At 50.1% G+C, this 23728-nt stretch carries 17 protein-coding genes; 9 read left to right on the top strand and 8 right to left on the bottom strand.

What is annotated here, in order from left to right; genetic code table 11:
* Window positions 1-121: 121 nt before the first annotated feature.
* Window positions 122-973 (bottom strand): sugar phosphate isomerase/epimerase family protein, encoded by an 852-nt coding sequence (locus tag VNQ80_RS11705; protein WP_325638742.1) that lies wholly within the window; start codon window positions 971-973, stop codon window positions 122-124.
* Window positions 974-1053: 80 nt separating this feature from the next.
* On the opposite strand from VNQ80_RS11705, the gene VNQ80_RS11700 reads away from it, so the two are divergent.
* Window positions 1054-2079 carry a LacI family DNA-binding transcriptional regulator gene (locus tag VNQ80_RS11700; RefSeq protein ID WP_325638740.1) on the top strand — a complete coding sequence of 342 codons (1026 nt, stop codon included), beginning with the start codon at window positions 1054-1056 and terminating at the stop codon, window positions 2077-2079.
* A gap of 127 nt (window positions 2080-2206) precedes the next feature.
* Here VNQ80_RS11700 and VNQ80_RS11695 read toward each other — a convergent pair whose 3' ends face one another.
* The 5 genes from VNQ80_RS11695 to VNQ80_RS11675 all read right to left on the bottom strand — a co-directional run bounded on the left by VNQ80_RS11695 (window position 2207) and on the right by VNQ80_RS11675 (window position 11257).
* Entirely contained in the window at window positions 2207-4357 is a 2151-nt protein-coding gene (locus VNQ80_RS11695; protein ID WP_325638737.1) for a c-type cytochrome domain-containing protein, read from the bottom strand.
* Between the two features lie 9 nt (window positions 4358-4366).
* Complete coding sequence (locus VNQ80_RS11690) at window positions 4367-5839, bottom strand: DUF1501 domain-containing protein (RefSeq protein ID WP_325638735.1); 1473 nt, start codon at window positions 5837-5839, stop codon at window positions 4367-4369.
* Between the two features lie 86 nt (window positions 5840-5925).
* Window positions 5926-8277: a PSD1 and planctomycete cytochrome C domain-containing protein gene (locus VNQ80_RS11685; RefSeq protein ID WP_325638733.1), complete on the bottom strand. Its 2352-nt coding sequence runs from the start codon at window positions 8275-8277 to the stop codon at window positions 5926-5928.
* 80 nt (window positions 8278-8357) lie between these two features.
* Entirely contained in the window at window positions 8358-8984 is a 627-nt protein-coding gene (locus VNQ80_RS11680; protein ID WP_325638731.1) for a bifunctional 4-hydroxy-2-oxoglutarate aldolase/2-dehydro-3-deoxy-phosphogluconate aldolase, read from the bottom strand.
* An 11-nt stretch (window positions 8985-8995) separates the two neighbouring features.
* Window positions 8996-11257: a DUF7133 domain-containing protein gene (locus tag VNQ80_RS11675; protein WP_422662210.1), complete on the bottom strand. Its 2262-nt coding sequence runs from the start codon at window positions 11255-11257 to the stop codon at window positions 8996-8998.
* 192 nt (window positions 11258-11449) lie between these two features.
* Between VNQ80_RS11675 and VNQ80_RS11670 the strand changes: the two genes are divergently transcribed.
* Complete coding sequence (locus tag VNQ80_RS11670; RefSeq protein ID WP_325638727.1) at window positions 11450-12508, top strand: LLM class flavin-dependent oxidoreductase; 1059 nt, start codon at window positions 11450-11452, stop codon at window positions 12506-12508.
* On the opposite strand, the gene VNQ80_RS11665 is transcribed toward VNQ80_RS11670, so the two are convergent.
* On the bottom strand, window positions 12505-13491 hold the full coding sequence (locus tag VNQ80_RS11665; protein WP_325638725.1) for an ABC transporter substrate-binding protein: 987 nt from the start codon (window positions 13489-13491) through the stop codon (window positions 12505-12507). The two genes, VNQ80_RS11670 and VNQ80_RS11665, sit on opposite strands and share 4 nt — an antisense overlap.
* Window positions 13492-13561: 70 nt before the next feature.
* On the opposite strand from VNQ80_RS11665, the gene VNQ80_RS11660 reads away from it, so the two are divergent.
* The 7 genes from VNQ80_RS11660 to VNQ80_RS11630 all read left to right on the top strand — a co-directional run bounded on the left by VNQ80_RS11660 (window position 13562) and on the right by VNQ80_RS11630 (window position 21130).
* Window positions 13562-14344: a patatin-like phospholipase family protein gene (locus VNQ80_RS11660; protein WP_325638723.1), complete on the top strand. Its 783-nt coding sequence runs from the start codon at window positions 13562-13564 to the stop codon at window positions 14342-14344.
* A gap of 122 nt (window positions 14345-14466) precedes the next feature.
* Entirely contained in the window at window positions 14467-15288 is an 822-nt protein-coding gene (locus VNQ80_RS11655; RefSeq protein WP_325638721.1) for a response regulator transcription factor, read from the top strand.
* Between the two features lie 539 nt (window positions 15289-15827).
* Window positions 15828-16652 (top strand): prephenate dehydratase, encoded by an 825-nt coding sequence (locus tag VNQ80_RS11650; RefSeq protein WP_325638719.1) that lies wholly within the window; start codon window positions 15828-15830, stop codon window positions 16650-16652.
* 103 nt (window positions 16653-16755) lie between these two features.
* Window positions 16756-17862 carry a chorismate mutase gene (locus tag VNQ80_RS11645; protein WP_325638717.1) on the top strand — a complete coding sequence of 369 codons (1107 nt, stop codon included), beginning with the start codon at window positions 16756-16758 and terminating at the stop codon, window positions 17860-17862.
* Window positions 17862-19121 (top strand): 3-phosphoshikimate 1-carboxyvinyltransferase, encoded by a 1260-nt coding sequence (gene aroA / locus VNQ80_RS11640; protein WP_325638715.1) that lies wholly within the window; start codon window positions 17862-17864, stop codon window positions 19119-19121. Before VNQ80_RS11645 ends, aroA begins: the two co-directional genes overlap by 1 nt.
* A 61-nt stretch (window positions 19122-19182) precedes the next feature.
* Window positions 19183-20283 (top strand): chorismate synthase, encoded by a 1101-nt coding sequence (gene aroC / locus VNQ80_RS11635; RefSeq protein WP_325638713.1) that lies wholly within the window; start codon window positions 19183-19185, stop codon window positions 20281-20283.
* Window positions 20270-21130: an ROK family protein gene (locus VNQ80_RS11630; RefSeq protein WP_325638711.1), complete on the top strand. Its 861-nt coding sequence runs from the start codon at window positions 20270-20272 to the stop codon at window positions 21128-21130. The genes aroC and VNQ80_RS11630 overlap by 14 nt, the downstream gene beginning before the upstream one ends.
* A 22-nt stretch (window positions 21131-21152) precedes the next feature.
* On the opposite strand, the gene VNQ80_RS11625 is transcribed toward VNQ80_RS11630, so the two are convergent.
* Window positions 21153-23573: an alpha-ketoacid dehydrogenase subunit alpha/beta gene (locus VNQ80_RS11625; protein ID WP_325638710.1), complete on the bottom strand. Its 2421-nt coding sequence runs from the start codon at window positions 23571-23573 to the stop codon at window positions 21153-21155.
* Between the last annotated feature and the right edge of the window lie 155 nt (window positions 23574-23728).

The following is a 23728-nucleotide window of genomic DNA, read 5'->3' as shown; positions in this document are numbered from 1 at the left end:
ATAATTTAATCTTCAATGGTCAGATGGAGCCTTTGGCGATTACACCCCGAAGGGCCAATGAACGCAAAAGCAACATTTTATTTTTTTATCCTATCGGGTTCATCGCGAACGATACTTACCGCTATGAAGAAGCGTCCGATACGCCTTTGAAATAACCGACGCTTTCCGCGAGCCCCGCCAGTGGGTCTTTCATGTCTTTCTCGAATTCGAGGCTACATTTTCCATCGTAGCCTACCTTACGCAAAGCCTTGATGAATGCTGGAATGTCAATCACACCCCTACCTAATTCACATGTCTTACCATCTTTATCGGCCGCCGTTACATTTTTTAAGTGGATATCGAATATCCGTTTATGGTACCGTTTTATATCACGAACAGGGTCTTGGCCGTCTCGCATATTGTGCCCCATATCGAAACATAGTCCCATGCGCGGGTCCAAATCCTTTACCAATTCGAAAATGCTCGTGGCGTTGGGATATAATTTATCTTCTGGACCGTGGTTATGTATGGCATACCGGATGTCATACTCAGCTGTTTTATCAGCAATGTACGCTAAATTTTCTTTGTTCGGAATCCCGACAATCAATTTCACGCCAACTCGCTTTGCATACGCAAAGGCATTGTCGATCTCGGCTTTGGATTTGGTCATATACAGTGGTCCCACCGCATAACCGGTTACACCGGAGGCCGCCAACTTTTCATGAAAGGCAGCGATTTCGGCATCGGTACTGGCGAGCGGAAGATGGAAATCTTTGATACATAAAAAATGTACGTCCATACGCTTCATCATCGCTAATGACTCGTCGATGTTAAAATGCGCAAAACTAAAACCGGCGATTCCCAATGCAAACCGATCTTCTGCAATGGCAGGTCTCGGGCTACCGGAAAACGCCTGAGCTACGGATGTACCCATCACCGTGGCCGCAGACATACCTAAAAGGCCTTTTTGAATAAATGCTCTTCTCGTTTCCATTATTTGAATATAAAGATTATACGTTATTTGCTAATCATTCCAGTATTACCTTACTCCAGCTTTTTAACTATATTAGCCCAATGGACCACAAACGCGCTACAATAAAAGACATTGCATTGGCATTGAATCTTTCGCCATCTACCGTGTCTAAGGCGTTGCGGGATCACCCCAATATCGGCGTTATCACCAAAGAGCGCGTTAAAAAGCTCGCGAAGCAACTACACTTTGTTCCCAATCAGACTGCTATACGTTTCAAACAGCAGAAATCGTTCACACTGGGTATCCTCATTCCGAGCATGCTCGACCACTTCTACGTAGCTGCCGTGGAAGGATTTGAAAAATTTGCATACGATCATGGCTACAATGTGCTTATCGGCCAAAGCCACGAAAGCATCCACCGGGAAAAGGAACTCCTCGTTACGATGCAGAGCAATCGCGTGGATGGCCTGATTATCGCCATTTCCCGCGAAACCGTTGACACCACCCACATCAACGAATTCGTCAACTCGGGTACGCCCATCGTATATTTCATGCGCAAGCCCATCAACGAAGAACACCATTGTGTATGCAGCGATGTCTATACAGGCGCTATCGATGCCATCGCTTACTTTGTGTCAAGGGGCCACCGGAGAATTGGCTTCATCAATGCATCCTCATATTGGACCACCAGTCGGGATCGCTTTTTGGGGTTCCGGGATGGCCTGATTCAACATCACATTCCGTTCGATAAATCACTCGTCCAGGAAAGCGACTTTACCCAAGAAAACAACATACAGGCCACGCGCCGATTGATGCAGTTAGACAAGCCTCCTACTGCGATCCTTGCGTTCAAAGATCAGGTGATGCTCGATGCGCTGAACTGCCTGCGCCGGGATTTCCCTGCGCAGGCCGATTTTATCGAACTGATTGGTTACGGAGCCAATCCAGTTATCCAATACCTCGAACGGCCCCCCCTTGCTTCACTCAAAGAACAACCTTATGAAATCGGACAAAAAGCCGGTTCATTATTACTGGATCTGGTTAATCACCCACAAGCGGCATACCTGCCCCAACTTGTTAAAACGCCTTGTGAATTACAGGTCTTCTCCAGTCAGAAACAAAGGTAACGAAAGCCACCCCTAAAATACTCCAGACCTCACAAAACTTTGTGAAGCGAATCAAAAACGCACCAAAAAGCTGCATTTTGAGGCTTTTCAAACGGTGTACTTGGTTTTTGGCTTTGCCGACTCAATTTTATCGAACCATGATTTCATCGACGAAAATCCACGCCGGATTACCCGTAGCCGGATAGCCTTCGGGTATGGGCACATACGGTTTGGCCTCTACGCGTAAATAGCGGATGTTATCTCCAACGACCGGGACTTCCACCACTTGCGTCGGCGCAGCAGCGGCCGGAAGGTCCGGTCGGAATTCGGCGAGCAACTGCGCATGTGCCGAGTCTATTCCACCCCACAGATCAATCTGTTTCGGTGGATAGATATGGCTATTATAATCCTGTTTTACGCTGATACTTACGGTGCGAATGTCGATGGCCGTGTCGAAAGACAACACCGCACCGACGGGTTCACCATAAAACCCTAGCCATTTTCCGTCGGCATGGTTGTTTCCTCCGCTTTCGAGATCATATAGCGTATGGGCACGCCTGGCGCTATACTGGGGGTTCGGAGCCGTCAACAATTCCACCAAATCGGGCACACGGCTAGTGCGGTGGAAGGTTAGGGCAGCTTCCCTGCTCGATATCCAGCCCGGCTTATAGCCCTTCACCCGAATGGAAGTCACATCAGTTATTAAAAACGGCTCACGATAAACTGGAGCAATCACGCTGTCAGGCTCACTTCCGTCGATTGTATAACGCAGCGTTGTACCGGGTACCGGGTGGCGCAACGTCACCCACAGGCTATCCTGGAAAAACTTCGTTGCGGGTGTGATTATAGGGTCATTCAACGGCAACACCGTTTGTCCATCGTCAAGGTAGCCCTGTTCGATACGTATATGCCCATGCTCCTGACGAAGTCTTTCTACCGCCGCCGCCTCGATACCCGTATTCCACACATATACTGTCCTCAACGCGGGTGCGGACAATAAGGTGGCTAAGCCAGCTTCCGTTAACGACGTACTGCTCACACTGAGTGTATGCAATTTTGGGAGCTTGGCCAACATGCCGCACCACGTATCGTCCACCGGCGTATCATTTAATGCCAATTCCCGTAAGTTGGAAAAGCGTCCCAGCACATCCCGGTCGTCGGCGACCAACGGCATGCCGCTCAGTTTCAGGGAAACGACCTGCCGGTCAATCTGCGTCAACTCCTGAAGTGATTGCGTTGTATAGAATGTTTTGCCGAAAAAACTCACCGACAATGCCGGAGATGTTTGGGCAAGTGGCCGGATCACACGGTATGGCGTATTTAGCGATTTGACAATATCGGCATCGGCGGCCGGGAAATCATAGGTGTCTTCCGCAACTGGATAAAGTGCCGTTGCCAACTGGCGGATCGTGTCATCGACCGGCAATGCTGCCAACGGCATATTGAAGTCTGCCCCCGAGGCCACCCATGCATTGATTAAGGCTAATTCTTCGGAGGTCAATTGAGGCTTGCCTTTCGGCGGCATCCGATGTTCGTGGTCCAAATCAAGCAATAGCCGCTCGATAATTAGACTTTCTGCCACTGAGCCTTTAACCAATGCTGGGCCACTTTCGCCCCCCTCCAGCAAAGAAGCGGTGTCGGCCAGCACAAGTCCTCCTTTTGCTTTGCTGCTACTGTGGCAATTCAAACACTTCGCCTCCAATATGGGGTAAACCAAATCGGGGTATACAACCGCCGTGGCGACATCCAACGTCTTCTGTTGACTGCTGCGCAACGGTTCGAAAAGATAATCATCGCCGTGAGTCAACGCGGCCCCGAAATGCCCGGCCACCACCAAGACAATCAGCGAAACACTCAATCCCGCTCGAAAAACAACATCATAGCGACCGGTTACGCCAATCGCACGACGGTGATAGATTAACAATAGAACGGAGAAAAAACACAGGGCCACGCCCATCCATTTATGCCATTGGAAACCACTGCCTTCATACCCACCTTCTTGTGCAAGCACCAAACCTGCCACCACCGTAATGGCAGCAGTCCACGCACTGGTAAAAAGGAGGGCATATACCATCTGCGCGGCGGAGCGGGGTGGTAATGAAAACCGATTACCGAAACACGCCAGCAACCAGGCAAGCACCAGCAATACAATCGGAAAATGCAGCAACAGCGGATGAGCTCGTCCAAGTACCTGCAACACCGGCGGTATAACGATGGTGTGCTCAAAAACCAAAAAAAACAAGATAAATACAACAAGGCCAATCAGCAGGTTAACCAGCAGGGAATGGATAATCTTCATCTCCTATCCTTATACCAATATATCCTTTACGACAGTCCCCGCCACGTCTGTTAGCCGATAACGCCTACCTAAATGCCGATAAGTAAGCTTCTCATGGTCCAAACCCAATTGATGGAGGATGGTAGCATGGAAATCGTGCACATGCACTGGGTCTTTAACAATGTTATACCCAAATTCGTCCGTTTCCCCATAAACGATACCCGGCTTGATACCCCCTCCGGCCATCCACACGCTAAAACAACGCGGATGATGGTCCCGACCATAGTTGTTATGGGCCAAGGCACCCTGGCAGTAGTTTGTCCGTCCGAATTCACCTCCCCAAATAACCAGCGTCTCATCAAGCAAACCACGCTGCTTCAAATCGGTCACCAATGCTGCCGACGCTTGGTCGACATCCTTAGCTTGCATAGCCATCTGGCCGGGCAGACTATCGTGCTGATCCCACCCCTGATGGTACAGCTGCACGAAGCGCACACCGTTTTCGGAAAGTTTTCGCGCCAATAAACAGTTCGCAGCGTAAGTACCGGGCACCAAACAATCAGGACCATACAACTTGATAATATGATCCGGCTCACCCGAGAGGTCTGTCACCTCAGGCACTGACGTCTGCATCCGGTAAGCCATTTCATACTGCTGCACTTTTGCGGTAATCTCCGGGTCGCCAAACGCATCAAATTGGATGCTATTCAATTCTGCCAGTTTATCAAAGAGTGCCCTACGGCTCATGCGATCTGTGCCGGCAGGGTCGCTCAGGTATAACACCGGATCCGGACCACCCATGAACTGCACCCCCTGATGCACGGAGTCGAGGAATCCATTGGTCCATAGTTTTGCATAGACACCCTGACCGTTACCCCGCCCTTTTGACACCAGCACGCAAAAAGCCGGTAAGTTCTGGTTTTCGCTGCCCAGCCCGTAGCTTAACCAAGCGCCCATACTGGGACGGTTACCCTGCTGTGCCCCCGTTTGGAAAAACGTGATGGCCGGGTCGTGGTTGATGGCATCGGTATGTAGCGACCGAATGATGCAGAGATCGTCCACCACCCCGGCCATGTGGGGAAATACATTGCTCACCCAAGCACCGCTTTTGCCGTATTGGGCAAAATCATAGTATGAACCCACTAGTGGAAAAGTCGCTTGGCCTGCCGTCATACCCGTAAGTCGTTGACCGCCACGAACTGACTCCGGCAAATCCTGCCCCATCATCTCCCGCAGCTTCGGCTTCGGATCGAACGTCTCCAATTGAGAAACACCGCCGCTTTGGAACAAATAAATTACCCGTTTCGCCTTGGGTGCAAAATGGGGGAGCATCGATGCTAGACGTTCGCCACCTGTACTGCTTCCTGAAAAAAGATCCGGAATCAGCAACGAACCCAATGCCGCACTTCCTATACCTACGCTTAGACGTGCGAGAAACTGCCGTCTATTTTGATATAAGCGGGCTTGCTCCACTTCCTTCGCTATCATATTGTCTTTCTTCATTTACGCTTTCCTTTCACCTATCTGTAACCAACTACTTCATCAAATCGCTAAATCGACACGTTTTCTAATTTTCAAATCAATAAACATCACGATCGGGTAATCGCCTCTTCCAAGTTATATAACGCATGCACAGCCGCCATTAACGCGGCGTGCTCCACCATCGGCACGCTAGATTCCTGAGGGGCCTCACCCACTGCCAAAAATGCCTTTGCCGCATCGGGGGCCGCTTTATACCGCTCCAACTCACCCGCATAATAGGCTTCCATCAAGGCTTTTTCCTTCGCACTTGGGTCTCGGCCTAATATCCGACGGAATGCTTGTTCGATATAGGTGACCGGCTTTGCGTCGGGCATCGCTTTCAACATGGTGCCAGAAAGCACACGTGATGCTTCGAGAATAACCGGGTCGTTCAACATCACCAATGCCTGAAGCGGCGTATTGGTACGTTGGCGAGTTACTTCACACATATCCCGGTTGCTGGCGTCGAAAATAAGCATGTTGGGTGGTGGCACAGTCAATTTAATAAATACATACATGCCTCGGCGGTACAAGGCGTCGCCATGGTTTTGCACATAATTAGCCAGGGCCCCTCGTCCCGAACTGGTTACCTCCCAAATACCATCCGGCTGGTAGGGCTTTATGCTAGGACCTCCGATTTCCTCATTCAGCAAGCCGCTGCTGGCTAATGCGAGATCGCGTATAAACTCCGCGGGTAGGCGCAGGCGTTTTGAGCGTGCTAGATATATATTTTCTGGGTCCTCATTGAGGTGCTTTTCAGTAACCTGCGACGATTGGCGGTAGGTGGTGCTCATCACCAATTGTTTCATTAAACGCTTCACATCCCAGCCGTTATCGCGGAAATCGGCTGCCAGCCAATCCAGTAATTCGGGGTGACTGGGTAATTCGCCCTGATTGCCAAAGTCGGCAACCGTGGCAACTAAGCCACGACCAAAGACCATGGCCCACATTTGATTTACGAAAACCCGCGCGGTTAGCGGATTTTCTTTACTGAACGCCCATTCGGCCAGTCCAAGTCTACTGGGTGTATACTGTGTGCTATCAAACGGCAGGATAGCCTCAGGCGTAGCCGGATATACCCGTTCCGTAGGTGAATCATAGAGCCCCCGGTCCAAGATATAGGTTGGCCGCACCTCATCACGTTCGCCCATCACTGACACCGATACCGCCGAGGTATCGTCTCCTTTGTTGATGAATTGCAGAATATCATCCACATCTTGCTGCGTGATCGTCAGCCGCGGTGTTTTCGATGGGCCTGAACCAACCAACCCTTCAAGGCCTTTTTCCAGCGAATTATTGAAAAATGCGTACATCTGAAAATAATTCTTTTGCGAAAACGGGTCGTACTTATGGTCATGGCATTGGGCACACTCCATGGTAATCCCCAAAATGCCCTTGCTGAAGGTATTGGTTTTATCGATAGCATATGCCACACGATACTCTTCTTCGATAACGCCGCCCTCTTCAGTAATTTTATGGTTTCTATTGAATGCAGATGCAAGGATTTGTTCCTTCGTCGCCTCCGGCATCATATCACCGGCAAGTTGCCACGTCACGAACCGGTCATAAGGCATGTTCTCGTTGAATGCATGAATTACCCAATCGCGCCATGGCCATTGCGTACGCACGTCGTCATCCTGGTAACCATATGAATCCGCGTACCGCGCCACATCGAGCCAATGCATCGCCATACGCTCGCCATAACCAGGCATCTCCAAAAGCTCATCAACCAATATTTCGTAGGCTTTTGCCGAGCTATCGGCGAGGAACCGCTGGATTTGTTCCGCTGTGGGTGGTAGTCCGGTAAGGTCGAAACTTACCCGTCTTAACAGATGATGTTTTTCAGCTTGGGGATTGGGGACAAACCCTTTTTCTTCCATGCGAGCCAAAACGAATTGATCGATTTCATTGGTTGGCCAACGCCCGTCATCAACATCAGGTATGGCTGTCTTCTCGGGCGGGATAAACGCCCAATGGGGTTTATATACTGCCCCCTGCGCAATCCACCGTTCGATAAGCATGACCTCGTAGTCGGTCAATGTCAAGTTGGAAGATACCGGGGGCATCCGGTCCATTTCATCCGTACTGGTAATGCGCCGATAGGCCTCGCTCCGATCAGGATGCCCCGGCACAATGGCATGCATACCTGCCGTTTCCACCAACGCTTTATAGGCCCCTTCTTCCGTATCGAGCCGTAGGTCGGCTTCCCGTGCGTTTTTATCCGGCCCGTGACAAGCAAAGCAGTTGTCCGAAAGGATGGGCCGAATGTGGAAATTATAATCCACCACCACCGGCAACCGAGCTGCCCCCCCGCCGCCACTGCTCTTCCTTGCCGTGTAAAAATAACCGGAGAGCGCCACCGCAGCGATGATAATCACTGCCCCAATAACCCATTTTGCTGAAAAAAAGCGCTGCATCATCGACCTATGCTTGGTTTCTCAGTCAAATTTAACGAAATTTTTGGAATAGCCGAATGCCGAATCTATAAAATCAACAAGCGTTAGTCGGCTAGCGCCGCAACGAATCGTCGGGCCTTTTCAGTAATCTGTTCCAGATAGTGTGGCGTTACAGGCTGTTTCGTATCCACCAGTGCGCTGCCTACGCCGAATCCCATGGCACCAGCTTGTTTATAATCCCTGACATTTTCGGGCGTGATACCGCCCGTGGGCAACAATGGTATTTGCGGCAGCGGACCAGCGATATCTTTGATGTATGCCGGTGACGTTGCCGGGAACACCTTTACGATGTCCGCACCATTTTGGTATGCGATAAAGATTTCAGTCGGCGTATAGGCCCCCGGTATGGCAACGGCACCCAATGCTTTAATTACCTTAATAAGATCGACGACAACGACAGGCGAAAGCACGAACCGGGCACCCGCAGATACGGCCGCTTCCGCCATGGCCGCATCGAGTACCGTTCCGGCTCCGATGACCATCTGATTACCCAAAGCATTACTTACCGTCTGAATGGCCGTCAACGGTTCAACGGAGTTCATCGTAACCTCTAAAATACGGATTCCTCCTGCATAGAGTGCTTCCGCCACGGGCAATACATCCTGGGGTTGAAGCCCCCTAACAATCGCCACAAGTCGGTGCTCCTTAATTTCGGCTAACGTAGACCTCATGATAAAAACAGCTAATCTTTTCCAAATAAACGATACAATTCGTCCTGTGTAAACGGCTCTGTGCGTTTACCGAAGGTTGTCCGGATAGCGCCCAAATCCTCCGGAAGCACCTCATCGCCCACCGCATTCCCCCACGCATTCCGGATATAGCTCAATAATTGGGCAAGTTCGGCATCGTCAATGGTCGTGTTATGGGCGATGCCTGGCATCTCACCGCTTACCTCGGGGGGCTCATAAGTATGTCCTGCCACATCGACAGATCCGGTAAGTCCATACAAAACAAGGGCCAAGAGACGCTGCTTATCGCCTGTAACCCATTGGGAACCCGCCAATGGCGGCGCAATCGGCGAAACGCCCCGTCCGTCCTCGCCATGACAGGGTTGACAAGTATTCTGAAAAAGTGCTACGCCTTGCGGGTACCGTTTAGCCAATATCCGTTGACTGCTTGTTGTCGCTTCGCCTTTTAATCCGTTTACAACGGTCGAGATACGCCTGTACAGCAAAGTGGTTGTGTCAGGCAACTGCTTGGATATTTTCGTTAAAAACGATTCCTCCCGGCCACCAAGTCCGCTGATGAACGCATCAACCAGGTATTCGTTATTCGGGTGTTCTATAGTCCATTGCTCACTCGCCGACCCCTCCAAATCACCAAGCGTTGCCGTTGCTAAAATGGCTTGGGGCATCAAAAGTGTATCCCGACCAGAAACATAGGCAGTTATCAAGTCTACCTTATCTTGGGGAGGAACTGTCGAAGCCAATGCTGCCGTCGCCGCAATGGCTTGTGCACGCAGTTGCCATTGCGGACGCTCCAATACGGTTTGGATGTCTGCCAGGGTCAATTGTGCCAACCCTTCAAGTGTCCACAGCGCATGGACAACCTGAAAATTATTTTCCCCACTGCGCAATATTTCACGCAATTCACCCACAGCGTCAATAGCGCGCCTGTCGACCAACGCCTGTTGGGCTTTGTCGCGCACCCACCCATTGGTATGACCTAGAAGAACAAGCAGCGAATCCGTACGTTGCGGCATCGTTGTCCAATCCGTCTCGGCCGCTTTGGGTAGTACACGATAAATCCTCCCCATACCAAGGGGAAGTGTCAATCCACGCGTTTCGATTTCATTTTTCAAGTAAGGTGTGAGGTAGGTACTGTGCTGAATAATGCCGCGATACATATCCACGATGTAGAGTGCTCCATCGGGACCGTCATGAAGATTCACGGGGCGGAATCGCTCATCGCTACTCGCCAAAAATTCCCGCCCACGATAAGCCTGCTCACCCGTTGTACGGTAACCTTTGCTCACAAGTACGTTCCGTTTGATCAGATTGGCAGCGGGTTCGGCTACAAAGGCATTTGAGCCTGGCAGCAATCCACCGCGGTAAACCAGCGGACCGCAGGCCGCCGTGAAATTCAGTAAACGGCCGGTACTATCCAGAATACCCTCCATGTATCCCCGGTTTACACCAGTAGTGGGACGCAAGGGGTACACGCGGGTGTCGGCTACCATGGTTTCTCGATACCCAGCAACTTTATGTTGGTTGCGATTGCTTGACCCAAGGCCGGGAGGGAAGAAATCGCCTGAGAGGTTGCTTGAGTTATCGTTATAATACAACCTGCCCCAATCATCCTGGCTGATGCCCCACTGCCCACGGAAGTGGGTTTTTTCTTTCCGCCATTCCCCGTTGGGGAGCCGCCGGTACCGCCAATCGTATTTGGCACTGTAAATCCAGTTGTCCAAACCACGTAAAAGGCCATTGGGCTGATGCTCCACATTACCACCTTCTGCGTAGGTGTTGTCTACCAATATACGACTGGCAGGCTTACCATCCCGGATTTCGTAAAACCACAAGTTTGGTGGTTCGGCCACGAGTATCCCGCCATCCACAAGACACATCGCCCGCGGCATGACCAGTGAATCCAGGAATACGGTGCGCTCGTCCATTTGGCCATCGCCATCTTTATCGGTCAAGATTACGATTCGACCTACGGGCGCTTCTTCTCCCCTTCCCAAAGTATCTGGCATATAGCCATCCATTTCCACTACCCAAATTCTGCCCGCTCCATCAAACGTCATCGCCACAGGTGCGACCACCAGCGGTTCCGCAGCCACTAACTCCACTTCGAAACCGTCTTCGACCTCCATAGCTTTCAGGGATGCTTTGGGGCTCAACACCTGGTCTTCGGCCGTATTACAACATGTAAAGGCAGAAACAGCGATCGCAAAAAGCAAAAAAATGGTAAAAGGACTAGTGCTCACCCTACAAATCTGCATCAAATTTTGAAAATATCAAGACAATTAGCGAACTAGCTATAAAAAAATTACGGATTAATCGGTACGATTGATTTCACGTTGCTTACAAAAGCTGGTGTTTTTCCTGAAACCGGTCCAATATACATTTCTTAACCTAGGACAAGACCCGTAACAAACATCTTCCTTACTTTTGTAAATAAACGGAGAATAATTATGGAATTAGGTATCAGTATGTTCGGAGACTTGCCGATAGATCTGGCGACAGGTAAATTTCAGTCAACGCAGCAACGGCTTCAGGAAATTATCGAAGAAATCAAGCTCATGGACGAGGTAGGGCTCGATTATTTCGGTATTGGCGAACACCATCGCCCCGATTACGCGGTACCCAGTCCCGAGATTATTTTAGCAGCGGCAGCACCGGTAACCAAGCACATCAAACTGGGAAGCGCGGTGTCGGTCATCAGTTCTTCCGATCCCGTGAAGCTCTACCAGAATTTTGCTATGATTGATTTACTATCGGGAGGGCGCGCGGAGCTGATGGCAGGGCGGGGCAGCTTCATCGAGTCGTTTCCCCTTTTCGGATATGACTTGCAGGATTACGAAGCGCTATTTACCGAAAAGTTGGATTTGTTACTTGCTATAAATAACAACGAACGCGTAACGTGGAACGGAAAATTCAGAGCTTCGCTTGATAACCAGGCGGTATTTCCCAGGGCAGTAAACGATGAGCTTTCGATATGGATCGCCGTGGGTGGGACGCCGCAATCGGTCGTCCGTGCAGGCAAACTGGGCTTACCGTTGATGATCGCTATCATCGGTGGATCGCCCGAACAATTCAAGCCGCTTTTCGAGCTTTACAAGAAAACGTATGTGGCGCACGGCCATGATCTTTCCAAGTTCCGTGTAGGAATCCACTCACATGCATTGTTTGGCGACGATGACCATGCGTTAAGCCGCTCGTATTTCCCCCTATATGCCGCGCAGATGGATCGAGTAGGCAGATCCCGTGGCTGGCCGCCCTATCAACGTACCCAATTCGATTTTGGAAAGTCCAAACACGGGGCGTTATTCATCGGGGAGCCCGACGCGATGGTGGATAAAATTTTATATATGCAGGAATTATTCGGGCTGACGCGGTTTGCGGCACATATGGATGTGGGCGCACCATCTCATAAGGACTTGATGAAATCCATCGAAATCTATGGCACCAAAATCGCTCCGGAGGTAAAGGCAGCGTTAAGCAGGCAGCAGCGTACTGTTTCGTCCAGCTAGTCACTGGAGGTGATTTCTTCGAACGTATCGGGGAATTCGAAGCCAAACCGCTTCGCGGCTTCAGCGTTATAGACGCGCTTCCTCACGTGGAGCATCTCCACCTGCAGGCTATCGGTCGATCTACTGCTAAGATAGCCTGCAGCTTGGGTGCCGCTTTGATAGCCCCAATGGTAAATATCGGCACCGAAAGCCGCCACCGCACCCCGGGCCACCAACCCAGACTCGCTGGTAAACACGGGCACCCCCCTGTCGTTGCAATTTTTTAAAATGGTTTCAAATGCTGCAAACACGGTATTATCCGGATTGGCGAAAAAAGCATCGATATTTTTGCTCAGTAACGACCGCACAACCAATTGGGCCTCGGCGGACGAATTGAGCGGCAGTGCCACCAATAATGTATTCGTACTGTCTGCGAGGGCAGCAATCTGCTCATATGCTTCCAGCGATTGTGGTTCGGATTGGTTGTAAATCATACCAACGGTCAGTTGCGCCCCCTTTGGCTTGACCATCTGGGCGATGAGCGTGAACGACGTGTCGATATAATCCAGATTCTCACCGGTACCAAAGAGGTTATCTGGGGCGTCGCCATCCGCAGCTATCAACCCCAAAATACTGGGCATGGCGGTAACCGTCTGGAATATGGGAATGTCTTCGCTCCGTTGTACCGCCGCGATGGTGGCTAATGTAGTACTGGTGCCAATAAGATCTACCGCCCTGCTATTGAAATAGCTAATAATCTGATTGAGTGTTGCCGCATCCCCCTGTGCATTGCGATGGATGATGGCTACTGTACCGTCGGCTTCGCTATACCCACTGTCGGCTAGGGCGTCCATGAAACCTTGGCGTGCCTGCGCGATGGTCGCGTCTTCAAAGGCCTCGACAAAACCGACAACGGGAACACCATCCTGCTTCTCGGGCGACTGGCAAGCGATGATAAAACCACTAAGGAGTATAACTATAAATGCATAACGTTTTCTGAACATAACAGCAAACTTAGCGAAAATGTACAGTATCTACACAGTGTGTGTTGGCTAAAATTCGTAATGTTGCTGAATGGTTTTCAATTTCAAGAAACTATGGGGAAGATCGCATAAAGTAGGCCTTGTGCTTTCGGGAGGCGGCCTACGCGGCATTGGCCACTTGGGGGCCATCAAGGCCCTCGAAGAGCATGGCTACCGGCCATCGATCATCTCCGGATGCAGTATGGGAGCTATTATCGGCGCCTATTACGCGGCCGGATATACCGTGGATGCGATGTTGCGCATTATAGAAGAAAACAACCTGTTTCCCTCGACAAGTTTCCGTTTACGAACCTCTGGTTTCGTAGACAATCGGTTTTTGTCGCGACTGATACAAAAACACATTCCCCAAAACACGTTCGAATCATTGAAAATGCCACTCTATGTGTCCGCAACAAACTTTATATCAGGAGAGACCGAATATATCCATTCGGGTGTATTGGATGAGGCGCTGTTAGCCTCATCCAGTATTCCATTGATGTTTCCGGCCGTAAAACGCGAAAAGGCAGTTTACTACGACGGTGGCATACTCGACAACCTTCCCGTTAAACCGATACTTGGGCAATGCAAATTCCTGATCGGCGTACATGTGAATGCACTGGATCAGCTCACACCTGACAAATTCACCCCGGCTAAGATACTCGATCGGATAACCCATCTCGCGATTGGGCGGTCAGTTGCGCAAAGCGCTCGAAAGTGTGACCTGTTTATTGAGCCTCCCGGTATGCTTCGATTCAGTATGTTTGGGAAGAAAGAGATGATGCACATTTATGAGCATGTATATGCTTATGTCTCGAAACGGCTCAACAGCCCTTGAAAAATTGGCAGCATCCACCCCATTACCACAAAACATTGCGCGCTTCGTACATTGTGGGTGCTAGGTACACCTATATGTTTCAGTCATTTAAATTTGGCGATATTAACCTAAAAATAATATATTTGACTCACGATAAAATTCCATCAATGCACAACGCCGGTTTAGACAATATTCCCGTTCTTATCGACTTGGCCAACCAGCTGCAGGATGAATGGTATCCGGGGTGCGAAATAAACTGCTCGCCCGCACTGCGCGCGCAAATGGCGTTACTGGAGGAAATGTCTATACGCAATAAATGCGTTTATTCCCTTTTCGATTTCGAAAAGTACCAGTATATCTTCCACACCAAAAACCTCTTTGATTTCGTTGGGCTGGGACCCGACCAACAACCGTCGAAATGGGATTCGTCTTACCTTTCATTAATTGAAGACCGAAACCCCGTGGCGATTTACTTGGCTTTGCGGAAAACCTTCATAGCCAACCTCACGCCTAAACAACGGGAGGACTTCCACTCCACGACCTGTGGCGCCTATTTCTTAAACTTAAAAGGCCAACGGCTGAGAGGGATGTACAGGGCAACGCCACTAACCTACGACCGCTCTGGGAATGTAAAGTTGAGTTTCGACAGCGTCTCCAATATCAAGGAACTTATGATGCCTGAATCGGGACATTGGATTCGATTTGCTGCCGGCGAAAAAATCCACCATTGGCATTCACAAACCCAGCAAATCGTCACCAAAGACATCTTGTCTCCCCGTGAAATTGAGTTTATAAATCTTTGGAAATCGGGGTTTTCTATACCTCAAATTGCTGACCATTTTCACGTAAGCGTTCACACGGTAAAAAACCAACTCACAAATGCCCGCCATCGGCTGCTGGCACGCGATAACACATCGCTCGCTCAGCTCGCCACACTTATAGGCGTACTCAATCCCGCATTCTAAAACCTATATTCCGGCTTTCTGTATTTTTGGTCTTTCGGACTATTGATACGCTTCAAGCAATCGCTTAATATTGTGCATCGGTTTGAACGATTAATACCAATTATTCGCATGAACTTTTTTATTTAGGTTTCAGCGCGTTATTTTATTGAGCTCCCACATCCCGATTGCCCGGAAACGGCTCGGCACGGTTGAGTCACACCTCGCTCACTAACGATGACACATGACTATCGCTATCATAAATAATGTGTGTTAAGCCGGCGCTGAGCCGGTTGCAGCCCCTCCCGGGGCTGCATTTTTTGCGTCCATATCCGTAAATTCTCTTTTTTTAAATTTTAATCTTGACAATACCGAAAAATAACGTACATTTGGCACGTCAAACAAAGGAAATGTTAACACGGAACAATGCATACTGGTTTTTTGGTTTCTTTTACTTTAGCAGTAAAAGCCGGGATTGATATGCATTGATAACGAAACAAGCTATAAATGTAAAAAAGTCCCGGCACGAAAGCCGGGACTTTTTTTGTCCATTATAAAAGAAGATGAGCATAAAAGTAGCCATACAAGGCATCAAGGGATGCTTCCATGAAGAAGCCGCTTACAAATATTTCGGAGAGGAGATTGAAACCGTCGAATGTGAGTCGTTTAAAAAGACCTGTGAGTTACTTAAGCAAGGACAAGTCGACCATGTAGTAATGGCTATCGAAAATTCCATCGCCGGTGGGCTACTTCCCAACCATGGCTTACTCCGCGACTACCGCTTCCCCATTGTCGGCGAAGTCTACTTGCACATCAAACTGCATTTATTGGTCACGCCCGGCACGGCCATCCAGGATATCAAATTCGTCGAATCACACCCCATTGCCTTGCAGCAATGCAGCGATTACCTCGAAGAGAATCCACAATTCAAAATCACCGAGGGGGAGGATACGGCTGGTAGTGCCAAAAAAGTAAGTGAATTACAACTCAAGGACACCGCTGCCATCGCCAACCAACTTTCGGCAAAGCTATACGGTTTAGATATTCTGGAACGGCGCATCGAAACAAACAAGAAAAATTATACCCGGTTTCTAATCCTGGCTAAAACCGCCGCTGAAAAAGCCAACGTGAATAAGGCCTCACTTTCGTTCCAGACCGGCAATGGCGTGGGGTCGCTTTCCAACGTATTGCAATGCTTTGCGGAGCAAAACATCAACCTCAGTAGGATACAGTCCATGCCCGTATTGGGTAAACGCAACGAATACGACTTTTACGTGGATGTGGAATGGCAAAACCAAGCAGATTACGAAGCGGCCATACGTAGGGTATTGAAACACACGAATAACTTCAACATCATGGGTGAATACGTAAAGAATGACAAGGTTTGAGTACTGCCATTTGCAATTCGCACGTTGCTATTTGCAAGCAAGGAACGAAAGCAAATAATGAATAAGAAAAGCAAATAAACAAAAAACAAATAACAGAAAAACGATGAAACAGACATTAGACATTGTACCCTTGAAATCGTGGATCGACACCGGCGACTTGCCATTGGTCATCGCCGGGCCATGTAGCGCTGAAACCGAAGAGCAAGTTCTGGCGACCGCCCACCTGCTTGCCAACACCGGCAAAGTCAATGTGCTCCGTGCGGGCATTTGGAAACCGCGTACTCGTCCAGGTGAGTTTGAGGGCATCGGAAGCGTTGGCCTTCAGTGGCTTCGCAAAGCGAAGGAGGAAACCGGCCTTCCTATTACCACAGAGGTAGCGACTGCCAAACACGTGGAGGAGGCCCTCGCCGCTGGTGTGGATATCCTTTGGATCGGTGCACGCTCCACAGCCAATCCTTTTACCGTACAGGAAATCGCTGATGCGTTGAAAGGGGTAGATGTACCGGTATTGATCAAAAACCCGGTCAATCCAGACCTGTCTTTGTGGCTCGGCGCCCTCGAACGTGTAAACCGTGCCGGCATCAAAAAGCTCGGTGCTATCCACCGTGGCTTCTCTTCTTACGAGAAAACAGCATTCCGCAACGAACCGATGTGGGACCTGGCCATCCAGCTGAAGACCATGGTGCCCGACCTTCCGGTGATCAACGACCCCAGCCACATTTGCGGCAACCGCGAACTCATCCCTTACATTGCGCAAAAAGCATTGGACATGGATATGCAGGGACTCATCATCGAATCACATATTGATCCGTCTGTTGCATGGACCGACGCGAAACAACAGGTGACCCCGCAAGCACTTGCCGAACTCATCACCAACCTCGTAGCTAGGCATGCGGAATCCAACGATCCCGTATTCGAAGACAAGTTAGCTGGATTCCGAAAAGACATCGACAAGCTGGACGACCAAATCATCAAAATCCTGAGCGACCGGATGAAAATCGTCGAGAAAATCGGTGAATACAAGCGCGACAACAACGTGACCATCCTCCAGGTAAGCCGGTGGGACGAAATCATACACAAACGTAGCAATGTTGCCCAAGCCCTTAAGCTGGACAAAGACTTTACCGTAAAGCTGTTGGAGCTGATTCACAACGAATCCATTCGCAAGCAGAATGAAATCATGAACACCACACCTGCAGCGGAGGCGTAATGGCAAGTCGGGCAATCACGCTTTCCCACCCAGCTAAATCCCTCGGTGGTACGGTTCAACTTACGGGCTCTAAAAGCGAGAGTAACCGGGCACTGATCATCGAAGCGCTTGGCAGAGGTAATGTCACGATTGAAAATCTTTCCGAGGCTGCCGATACCGTAACGCTTCAGCAAGCACTCGCTCATGTGGCAACCGCACCTCGGGATTCCCAAACGCTTATCGACATCGGACCTGCCGGCACAGCCATGCGATTTCTAACGGCCTACCTCGCCGTTACCGGAGGCCGGTACTACCTCACCGGAAGCGAACGGATGAAACAACGGCCCATCGGCATTTTAGTGGAGGCACTGAAAGCTTTGGGCGCAGACATCACGTATACCGGGCAGTCTGGTTATCCACCGCTTGCTATTCAAGGCGGACTGACCCAAGCGGCCCAGACGGTACGGATAAAAGGCAATATTAGTAGCCAGTACTTATCCGCATTGCTGCTCATTGCGAGTGCGCTTCCCCAAGGCTTGGAATTGCAGATCGACGGGGAGCTTACCTCCCGTCCCTACCTCACCATGACGTTGGATATGCTGGCCGAAGCGGGTATCTCGCACCGTTGGACCGGTGACACCATATCCATCGCCCCCCAAGTGGCGGCTCCTTGCCGATTAATCATCGAACCGGATTGGAGCGCCGCGTCTTACTGGTATGCGATGGTGGCGTTGGCTGAAAAAGCTGATCTGTTCCTGCCCAACCTAAAAAAGCATAGCCTCCAAGGCGATGCTGCAATAGCAACCATCATGGCTCATTTCGGGGTGGTCTCCTCGTTTGAAAACGGCGGGCTACGTATCCAAAAAGCTTCATCCAACACCCCGATACAAGGGGGGGAATTGCTGGACTTTACCGAGTGCCCCGATCTTGCACAAACAGTGATCGTGTGTGCTGCTGCTCAACGGCGTGACCTTTCGTTTACCGGTTTACATACGCTCAAGATTAAGGAAACCGACCGGGTAGCGGCTTTGCAGTGCGAACTCGGCAAAATCGGGATACAACTGACGGAAGATGGATCGATATATCATCTCCGTACCGAGGGATTATTTCGGCCCGGGCACTTGGTTATTGACACCTATGAAGACCACCGCATGGCCATGGCTTTTGCCCCGCTGGCATTACTATTCAACGGCATGCAGATCAATGAACCGGATGTAGTGGAAAAATCATATCCCGATTTCTGGAAACATTTGAAACAACAGGGATTTGTTATATCTTAGCCCGACTTTTAAATTCAGAAAGTCTGTTATCTAATATCTAGTGTTTAAAGTCTAAAAAAGAATGGCAGGGAACTCATTTGGAGATGTATTTCGTATTACCACCTTTGGCGAGTCGCATGGCGAAGCCATCGGTGTGATCATTGATGGTTGCCCGGCCAACATCTCAATCAACGAATCGTTCGTCCAGTCCGAATTGGACAAGCGCCGTCCGGGCCAATCAAAAATCACTACGCAGCGCAAAGAGAGCGACACCGCTAAAATACTCTCGGGCGTATTCGAAGGCAAAACTACGGGCACTCCTTTGGCGATGCTTATTCCTAATGAGGACCAGCGGTCTAAGGACTATTCGCACATCAAAGATAAATACCGGCCTTCACATGCCGATTATACATACCAGATAAAATACGGTATCCGCGACTACCGTGGCGGCGGCCGTTCATCTGCGCGCGAAACAGCGGCTCGGGTGGCAGCCGGTGCAGTGGCAAAAAGCCTCCTCGCTCAATCGGGCATCCATATTTTCGCACACGTCTCGGGCGTCGGCAAAATCGAAGCACCGAACTTGGAACCGCTTCCGGTCGACGAACTCGTGGGTATCCGCGAAAGCAATATTGTTCGTTGTGCCGATCCAGCTACAGCCAATGAAATGGTTGATTTCATAGACAGCATACGTAAAGCCGGTGATACGGTGGGCGGGCGTATCAGTGCAGTCATTCAACAGGTGCCGGTGGGTCTAGGCGAACCTGTTTTTGACAAACTACACGCCGATCTGGCGAAGGCCATGCTCAGCATCAATGCGGTACATGGCTTCGAATACGGGTCTGGTTTCGGTGGATCGGAAATGCAGGGCTCCGAGCATAACGATATTTTCGTCAACCCCGAAAAAGATGCAAAACAGCTCAAAACGTTGACAAATTTCTCGGGCGGTATCCAAGGGGGAATTTCCAACGGCATGGATATCACTTTTCGGGTGGCGTTCAAACCCGTCGCCACCATCATGCGACCGCAACCAACGGTTGACCAAACCGGAGAAGCCAGTGAAATCACCGGTAAAGGCAGACACGACCCATGTGTTGTGCCACGGGCAGTAATCATCGTAGAAGCGATGGCAGCGATTGTTTTGGCCGACCATTTACTCAAAAACCGAATCTATGAGGCAAGATAACCCTTTTGTAATCGCCGCAGACATCGGAGGCACCCACGTTACCGCTGCCGTGGTAGATACGCAAAATTGGCAGGTGGTCAATGAATCCCTCATCAGGTACGGCGTTAATTCGCATGCAGATGCTAAATCGATTTTATCAGCGTGGTCAATTCCTTTTCAGGAAATTATCCGACACCGTGCTGCGTCGGCAATATCGACTATCGGAATCGCAATGCCTGGACCATTCGACTACGAAAACGGCATTTCGCACATGCGAAATCAAGATAAGTACGACAATTTGTACGGAATGGATATCCGGATGGAGTTGGCGGAGCGACTCGGCCTGAGTGGCACAAGTATTCGCTTCATCAACGATGCTGCGGCATTTTTGCAGGGCGAAGTCTTTGCAGGGAAGCACCACGGTCATCCAAAGGTGTTGGGAATCACCTTAGGTACCGGATTGGGCAGCGCGGTTTGGGTACGGGGAAACAACGCAATGGATGCCGATTTATGGAAGACACCCTACCGCGACAGCAATATAGAGGAATATTTAGTGACACGGTGGTTTGTACGCAAAGCGGCACAACAGGGTATCGACGTAACGGGGCTCCGTGAATTACTGCAACTGAGGAATAAGCACACGGTCATAACGGATATTCTAGCGGAATACAGCGATCATCTACTCCATTTCATCGCCTTTTTCAGCGAACAGGAAGCCACAGACAGGTTGATCATCGGCGGTAATATCTCCAACGCTTGGGACATTTTCCGGGCATTCAATCCGACCGCGTTCGACCGTTTCGATATCCGCATCAGCCAACTGGGCGAACATGCTGCATTAATCGGTGCAGCGGCCCAGTTTGCATAAGCAATGAAATAGCGCGAGAGGTTCAATCGAATAATGCCGGATACTGCTGCGGGTTTGATTCGTGCATGATAGCATACACGGCTTCGATGACGTCATCTGCCGAAGGTTTAGCGAAATAATCACCGTCCGACCCATAAGGTGGGCGATGGGCCTTGGCCGTTAATGTACGGGGTTGGCCATCAAGGTGGTAATAGCCACTCTGCACCTCCAGGATATGCTGCAGGATAAATGCTGATGCACCTCCGGGCACGTCTTCATCCACCACCAATAGTTTGTTGGTTTTACGGAGCGACTGGGCGCACAAATGCTCTTCGTCAAATGGTTGCAACGTCTGCGGATCGACAATTTCAATCGAGATTCCGAGTTTCACCAGCTCTGCAGATGCCTCCTGTACTACGCGCAGGGTCGATCCGTAGGATACAACCGTGACATCTTCTCCGGGCCGGACGATCTCGGCCCTGCCCAATGGCACGGTGAACTCACCGACATTGGCCGGCATACGTTCCTTAATCCGGTAACCGTTTAAGCACTCAATGACCAAAGCCGGTTCGTCAGACCGGAGTAACGTATTATACATACCGGCGGCTTGGGTCATATTCCGTGGCACACATACGTGAACACCCCGGAGTGAACCCAATATCATGCTCATCGGCGATCCCGAATGCCATATCCCCTCCAAGCGGTGGCCCCGCGTACGGATGATCAGCGGCACCTTCTGCCCACCTTTTGTCCGGTAACTGAGGCTCGCCACATCGTCGGTCAAAACGGTAAGGCCATAGACCAAATAATCAAGATACTGGATTTCCGCAATGGGACGTAGCCCACGCATCGCCAACCCCATACCTTGTCCAATAATGGCCGCTTCGCGGATACCGGTATCAAAAATACGACGTTCCCCATACTTGGCTTGTAGCCCCGCAAACCCCTGATTCACATCCCCTATTTTCCCAACATCTTCACCGAAAGCGACTATCCTTGCATCCCGTGCAAAATTAGCATCAAAGCATGCGTTGAGCACTTCGCGGCCATCTACTGGCTTGCTTTCTGTACCGTATACTGTCGGTACAACAGCTACGTGTTGTGGTGCTTCGGCGGTTTCGGAAAATAAGTGGGAGTTATAACGCTGACGGTTGATTGCCTGCTTCTCGTGATACCAGGCCAGCAATGCCGATTTTTCTTCGCTTTGCACATCTCTCAAGAATCGGATGGCCCGCCGTACTGTACCATATACCTCCTTGAGCGACGGCTCCGTCAACGATTTCAATTCGCTGAGCAACAGCTGGATGGTCTCGTCGGAAATTGTTGCCAGCAACCCGATAGCCTCGTCCACCTCCTTTTTCAACGTTTTGTTGTAATCAGCCCACGCACGCCGTTGCTCGGCGCGCACCCACTCTTTTTGGGACCGTTCAATTGCAACCAGTTCGTCTTCATCGGCAATGCCGGACTCGATCATCCATGCGCGCATCTTCGCAATGCAGTCAAATTCCACCTCCCAGGCCAATCGCTCAGCGGATTTATACCGCTCGTGCGAGCCGGAAGAGGAATGGCCCAGTGGCTGGGTCATTTCCGTCACGTGTATCAATACGGGGATATGTTGCTCGCGGCTGATCGTTGCTGCTCGTTCGTACGTTTCACAAAGCCCCGGGTAATCCCAGCCTTTCACCTTGAAAATTTCAAGGCCATCCCCTTTCTCATCGCGCTGGAAGCCCTTAAGTACCTCCGAGATATCGGCTTTGGTTGTCTGCACTTCGTTAGACACCGAAATGCCATAACCGTCGTCCCATATAGAAATCACGACCGGAATCTGCCTTACTCCCGCCGTATTTACTGCTTCAAAAAACACCCCTTCAGATGTCGATGCATTACCTACCGTACCAAACGCCACCTCATTGCCATTATTCGAAAATGTGCCCATCCCCGCCAAATCGGGATTATTCCGATATAGCTTAGAAGCTAACCCAAATCCTAGCAAGCGGGGCATCTGCCCACCGGTCGTCGAAATATCCGAAGCGGCATTCTTCATCAAGGTCTGGTCAACCCATCTTCCCTCAGGCGTGAGCATACGCGTAGCAAAATGGCTATTCATCTGCCGTCCACCCGAAGAAGGATCCGCGTCGACATCGGGATGTGCATACAGCTGCGAAAAAAACTGATAGACCGAAACAATCCCTGCCGCAAACATAAAGGTCTGATCGCGGTAATAGCCTGAGCGCCAGTCACCCAATTGGAACACTTTCGCCATGGCAATTTGTGCCAGCTCTTTCCCATCCCCAAAAACACCAAATTTGGCTTTTCCAGTTAAGACTTCTTTCCGACCCAACAAACTAACCGACCTACTCTCCACAGCAATCCGGTAGTCGTCAATGACAATAGACTTGAAATCGTCATAACTTAGCTTGCTTCGGGTGGGGTGTTCGCTTTGTTTAATATGGGTATCAGACATAATTAAATTGCGTTTGCTCCAAAAATAAAGAAAAAAATTTGTCTAAAAGCTACGTTTGCTTTTAAATTCAGGTGCATATATCGGTTTTGGCAAAATCGGCCACTTGCTATGGACATCTCCAATTTGCACGTAACTGTCGAACCCGCCTGCATGAG

Source organism: Parapedobacter sp. (genome assembly GCF_035556095.1).
GTDB lineage: Bacteria > Bacteroidota > Bacteroidia > Sphingobacteriales > Sphingobacteriaceae > Parapedobacter.
Note: the sequence above shows the minus strand (reverse complement) of the source record. Positions and strands in the feature narration are given on the sequence as shown.

What these genes read in the sequence shown, in the direction of transcription:
- VNQ80_RS11645 (WP_325638717.1), top strand. Translation starts at nt 16,756, where the DNA reads ATGAAACAGACATTAGACATTGTACCCTTGAAATCGTGGATCGACACC.
- VNQ80_RS11665 (WP_325638725.1), bottom strand. Translation starts at nt 13,491, where the DNA reads ATGTTCAGAAAACGTTATGCATTTATAGTTATACTCCTTAGTGGTTTT.
- VNQ80_RS11690 (WP_325638735.1), bottom strand. Translation starts at nt 5,839, where the DNA reads ATGAAGAAAGACAATATGATAGCGAAGGAAGTGGAGCAAGCCCGCTTA.
- VNQ80_RS11705 (WP_325638742.1), bottom strand. Translation starts at nt 973, where the DNA reads ATGGAAACGAGAAGAGCATTTATTCAAAAAGGCCTTTTAGGTATGTCT.
- VNQ80_RS11680 (WP_325638731.1), bottom strand. Translation starts at nt 8,984, where the DNA reads ATGAGGTCTACGTTAGCCGAAATTAAGGAGCACCGACTTGTGGCGATT.
- VNQ80_RS11630 (WP_325638711.1), top strand. Translation starts at nt 20,270, where the DNA reads ATGAGGCAAGATAACCCTTTTGTAATCGCCGCAGACATCGGAGGCACC.
- VNQ80_RS11700 (WP_325638740.1), top strand. Translation starts at nt 1,054, where the DNA reads ATGGACCACAAACGCGCTACAATAAAAGACATTGCATTGGCATTGAAT.
- aroA (WP_325638715.1), top strand. Translation starts at nt 17,862, where the DNA reads ATGGCAAGTCGGGCAATCACGCTTTCCCACCCAGCTAAATCCCTCGGT.
- aroC (WP_325638713.1), top strand. Translation starts at nt 19,183, where the DNA reads ATGGCAGGGAACTCATTTGGAGATGTATTTCGTATTACCACCTTTGGC.
- VNQ80_RS11685 (WP_325638733.1), bottom strand. Translation starts at nt 8,277, where the DNA reads ATGATGCAGCGCTTTTTTTCAGCAAAATGGGTTATTGGGGCAGTGATT.
- VNQ80_RS11625 (WP_325638710.1), bottom strand. Translation starts at nt 23,573, where the DNA reads ATGTCTGATACCCATATTAAACAAAGCGAACACCCCACCCGAAGCAAG.
- VNQ80_RS11670 (WP_325638727.1), top strand. Translation starts at nt 11,450, where the DNA reads ATGGAATTAGGTATCAGTATGTTCGGAGACTTGCCGATAGATCTGGCG.
- VNQ80_RS11695 (WP_325638737.1), bottom strand. Translation starts at nt 4,357, where the DNA reads ATGAAGATTATCCATTCCCTGCTGGTTAACCTGCTGATTGGCCTTGTT.
- VNQ80_RS11660 (WP_325638723.1), top strand. Translation starts at nt 13,562, where the DNA reads ATGGTTTTCAATTTCAAGAAACTATGGGGAAGATCGCATAAAGTAGGC.
- VNQ80_RS11675 (WP_422662210.1), bottom strand. Translation starts at nt 11,257, where the DNA reads ATGCAGATTTGTAGGGTGAGCACTAGTCCTTTTACCATTTTTTTGCTT.
- VNQ80_RS11650 (WP_325638719.1), top strand. Translation starts at nt 15,828, where the DNA reads ATGAGCATAAAAGTAGCCATACAAGGCATCAAGGGATGCTTCCATGAA.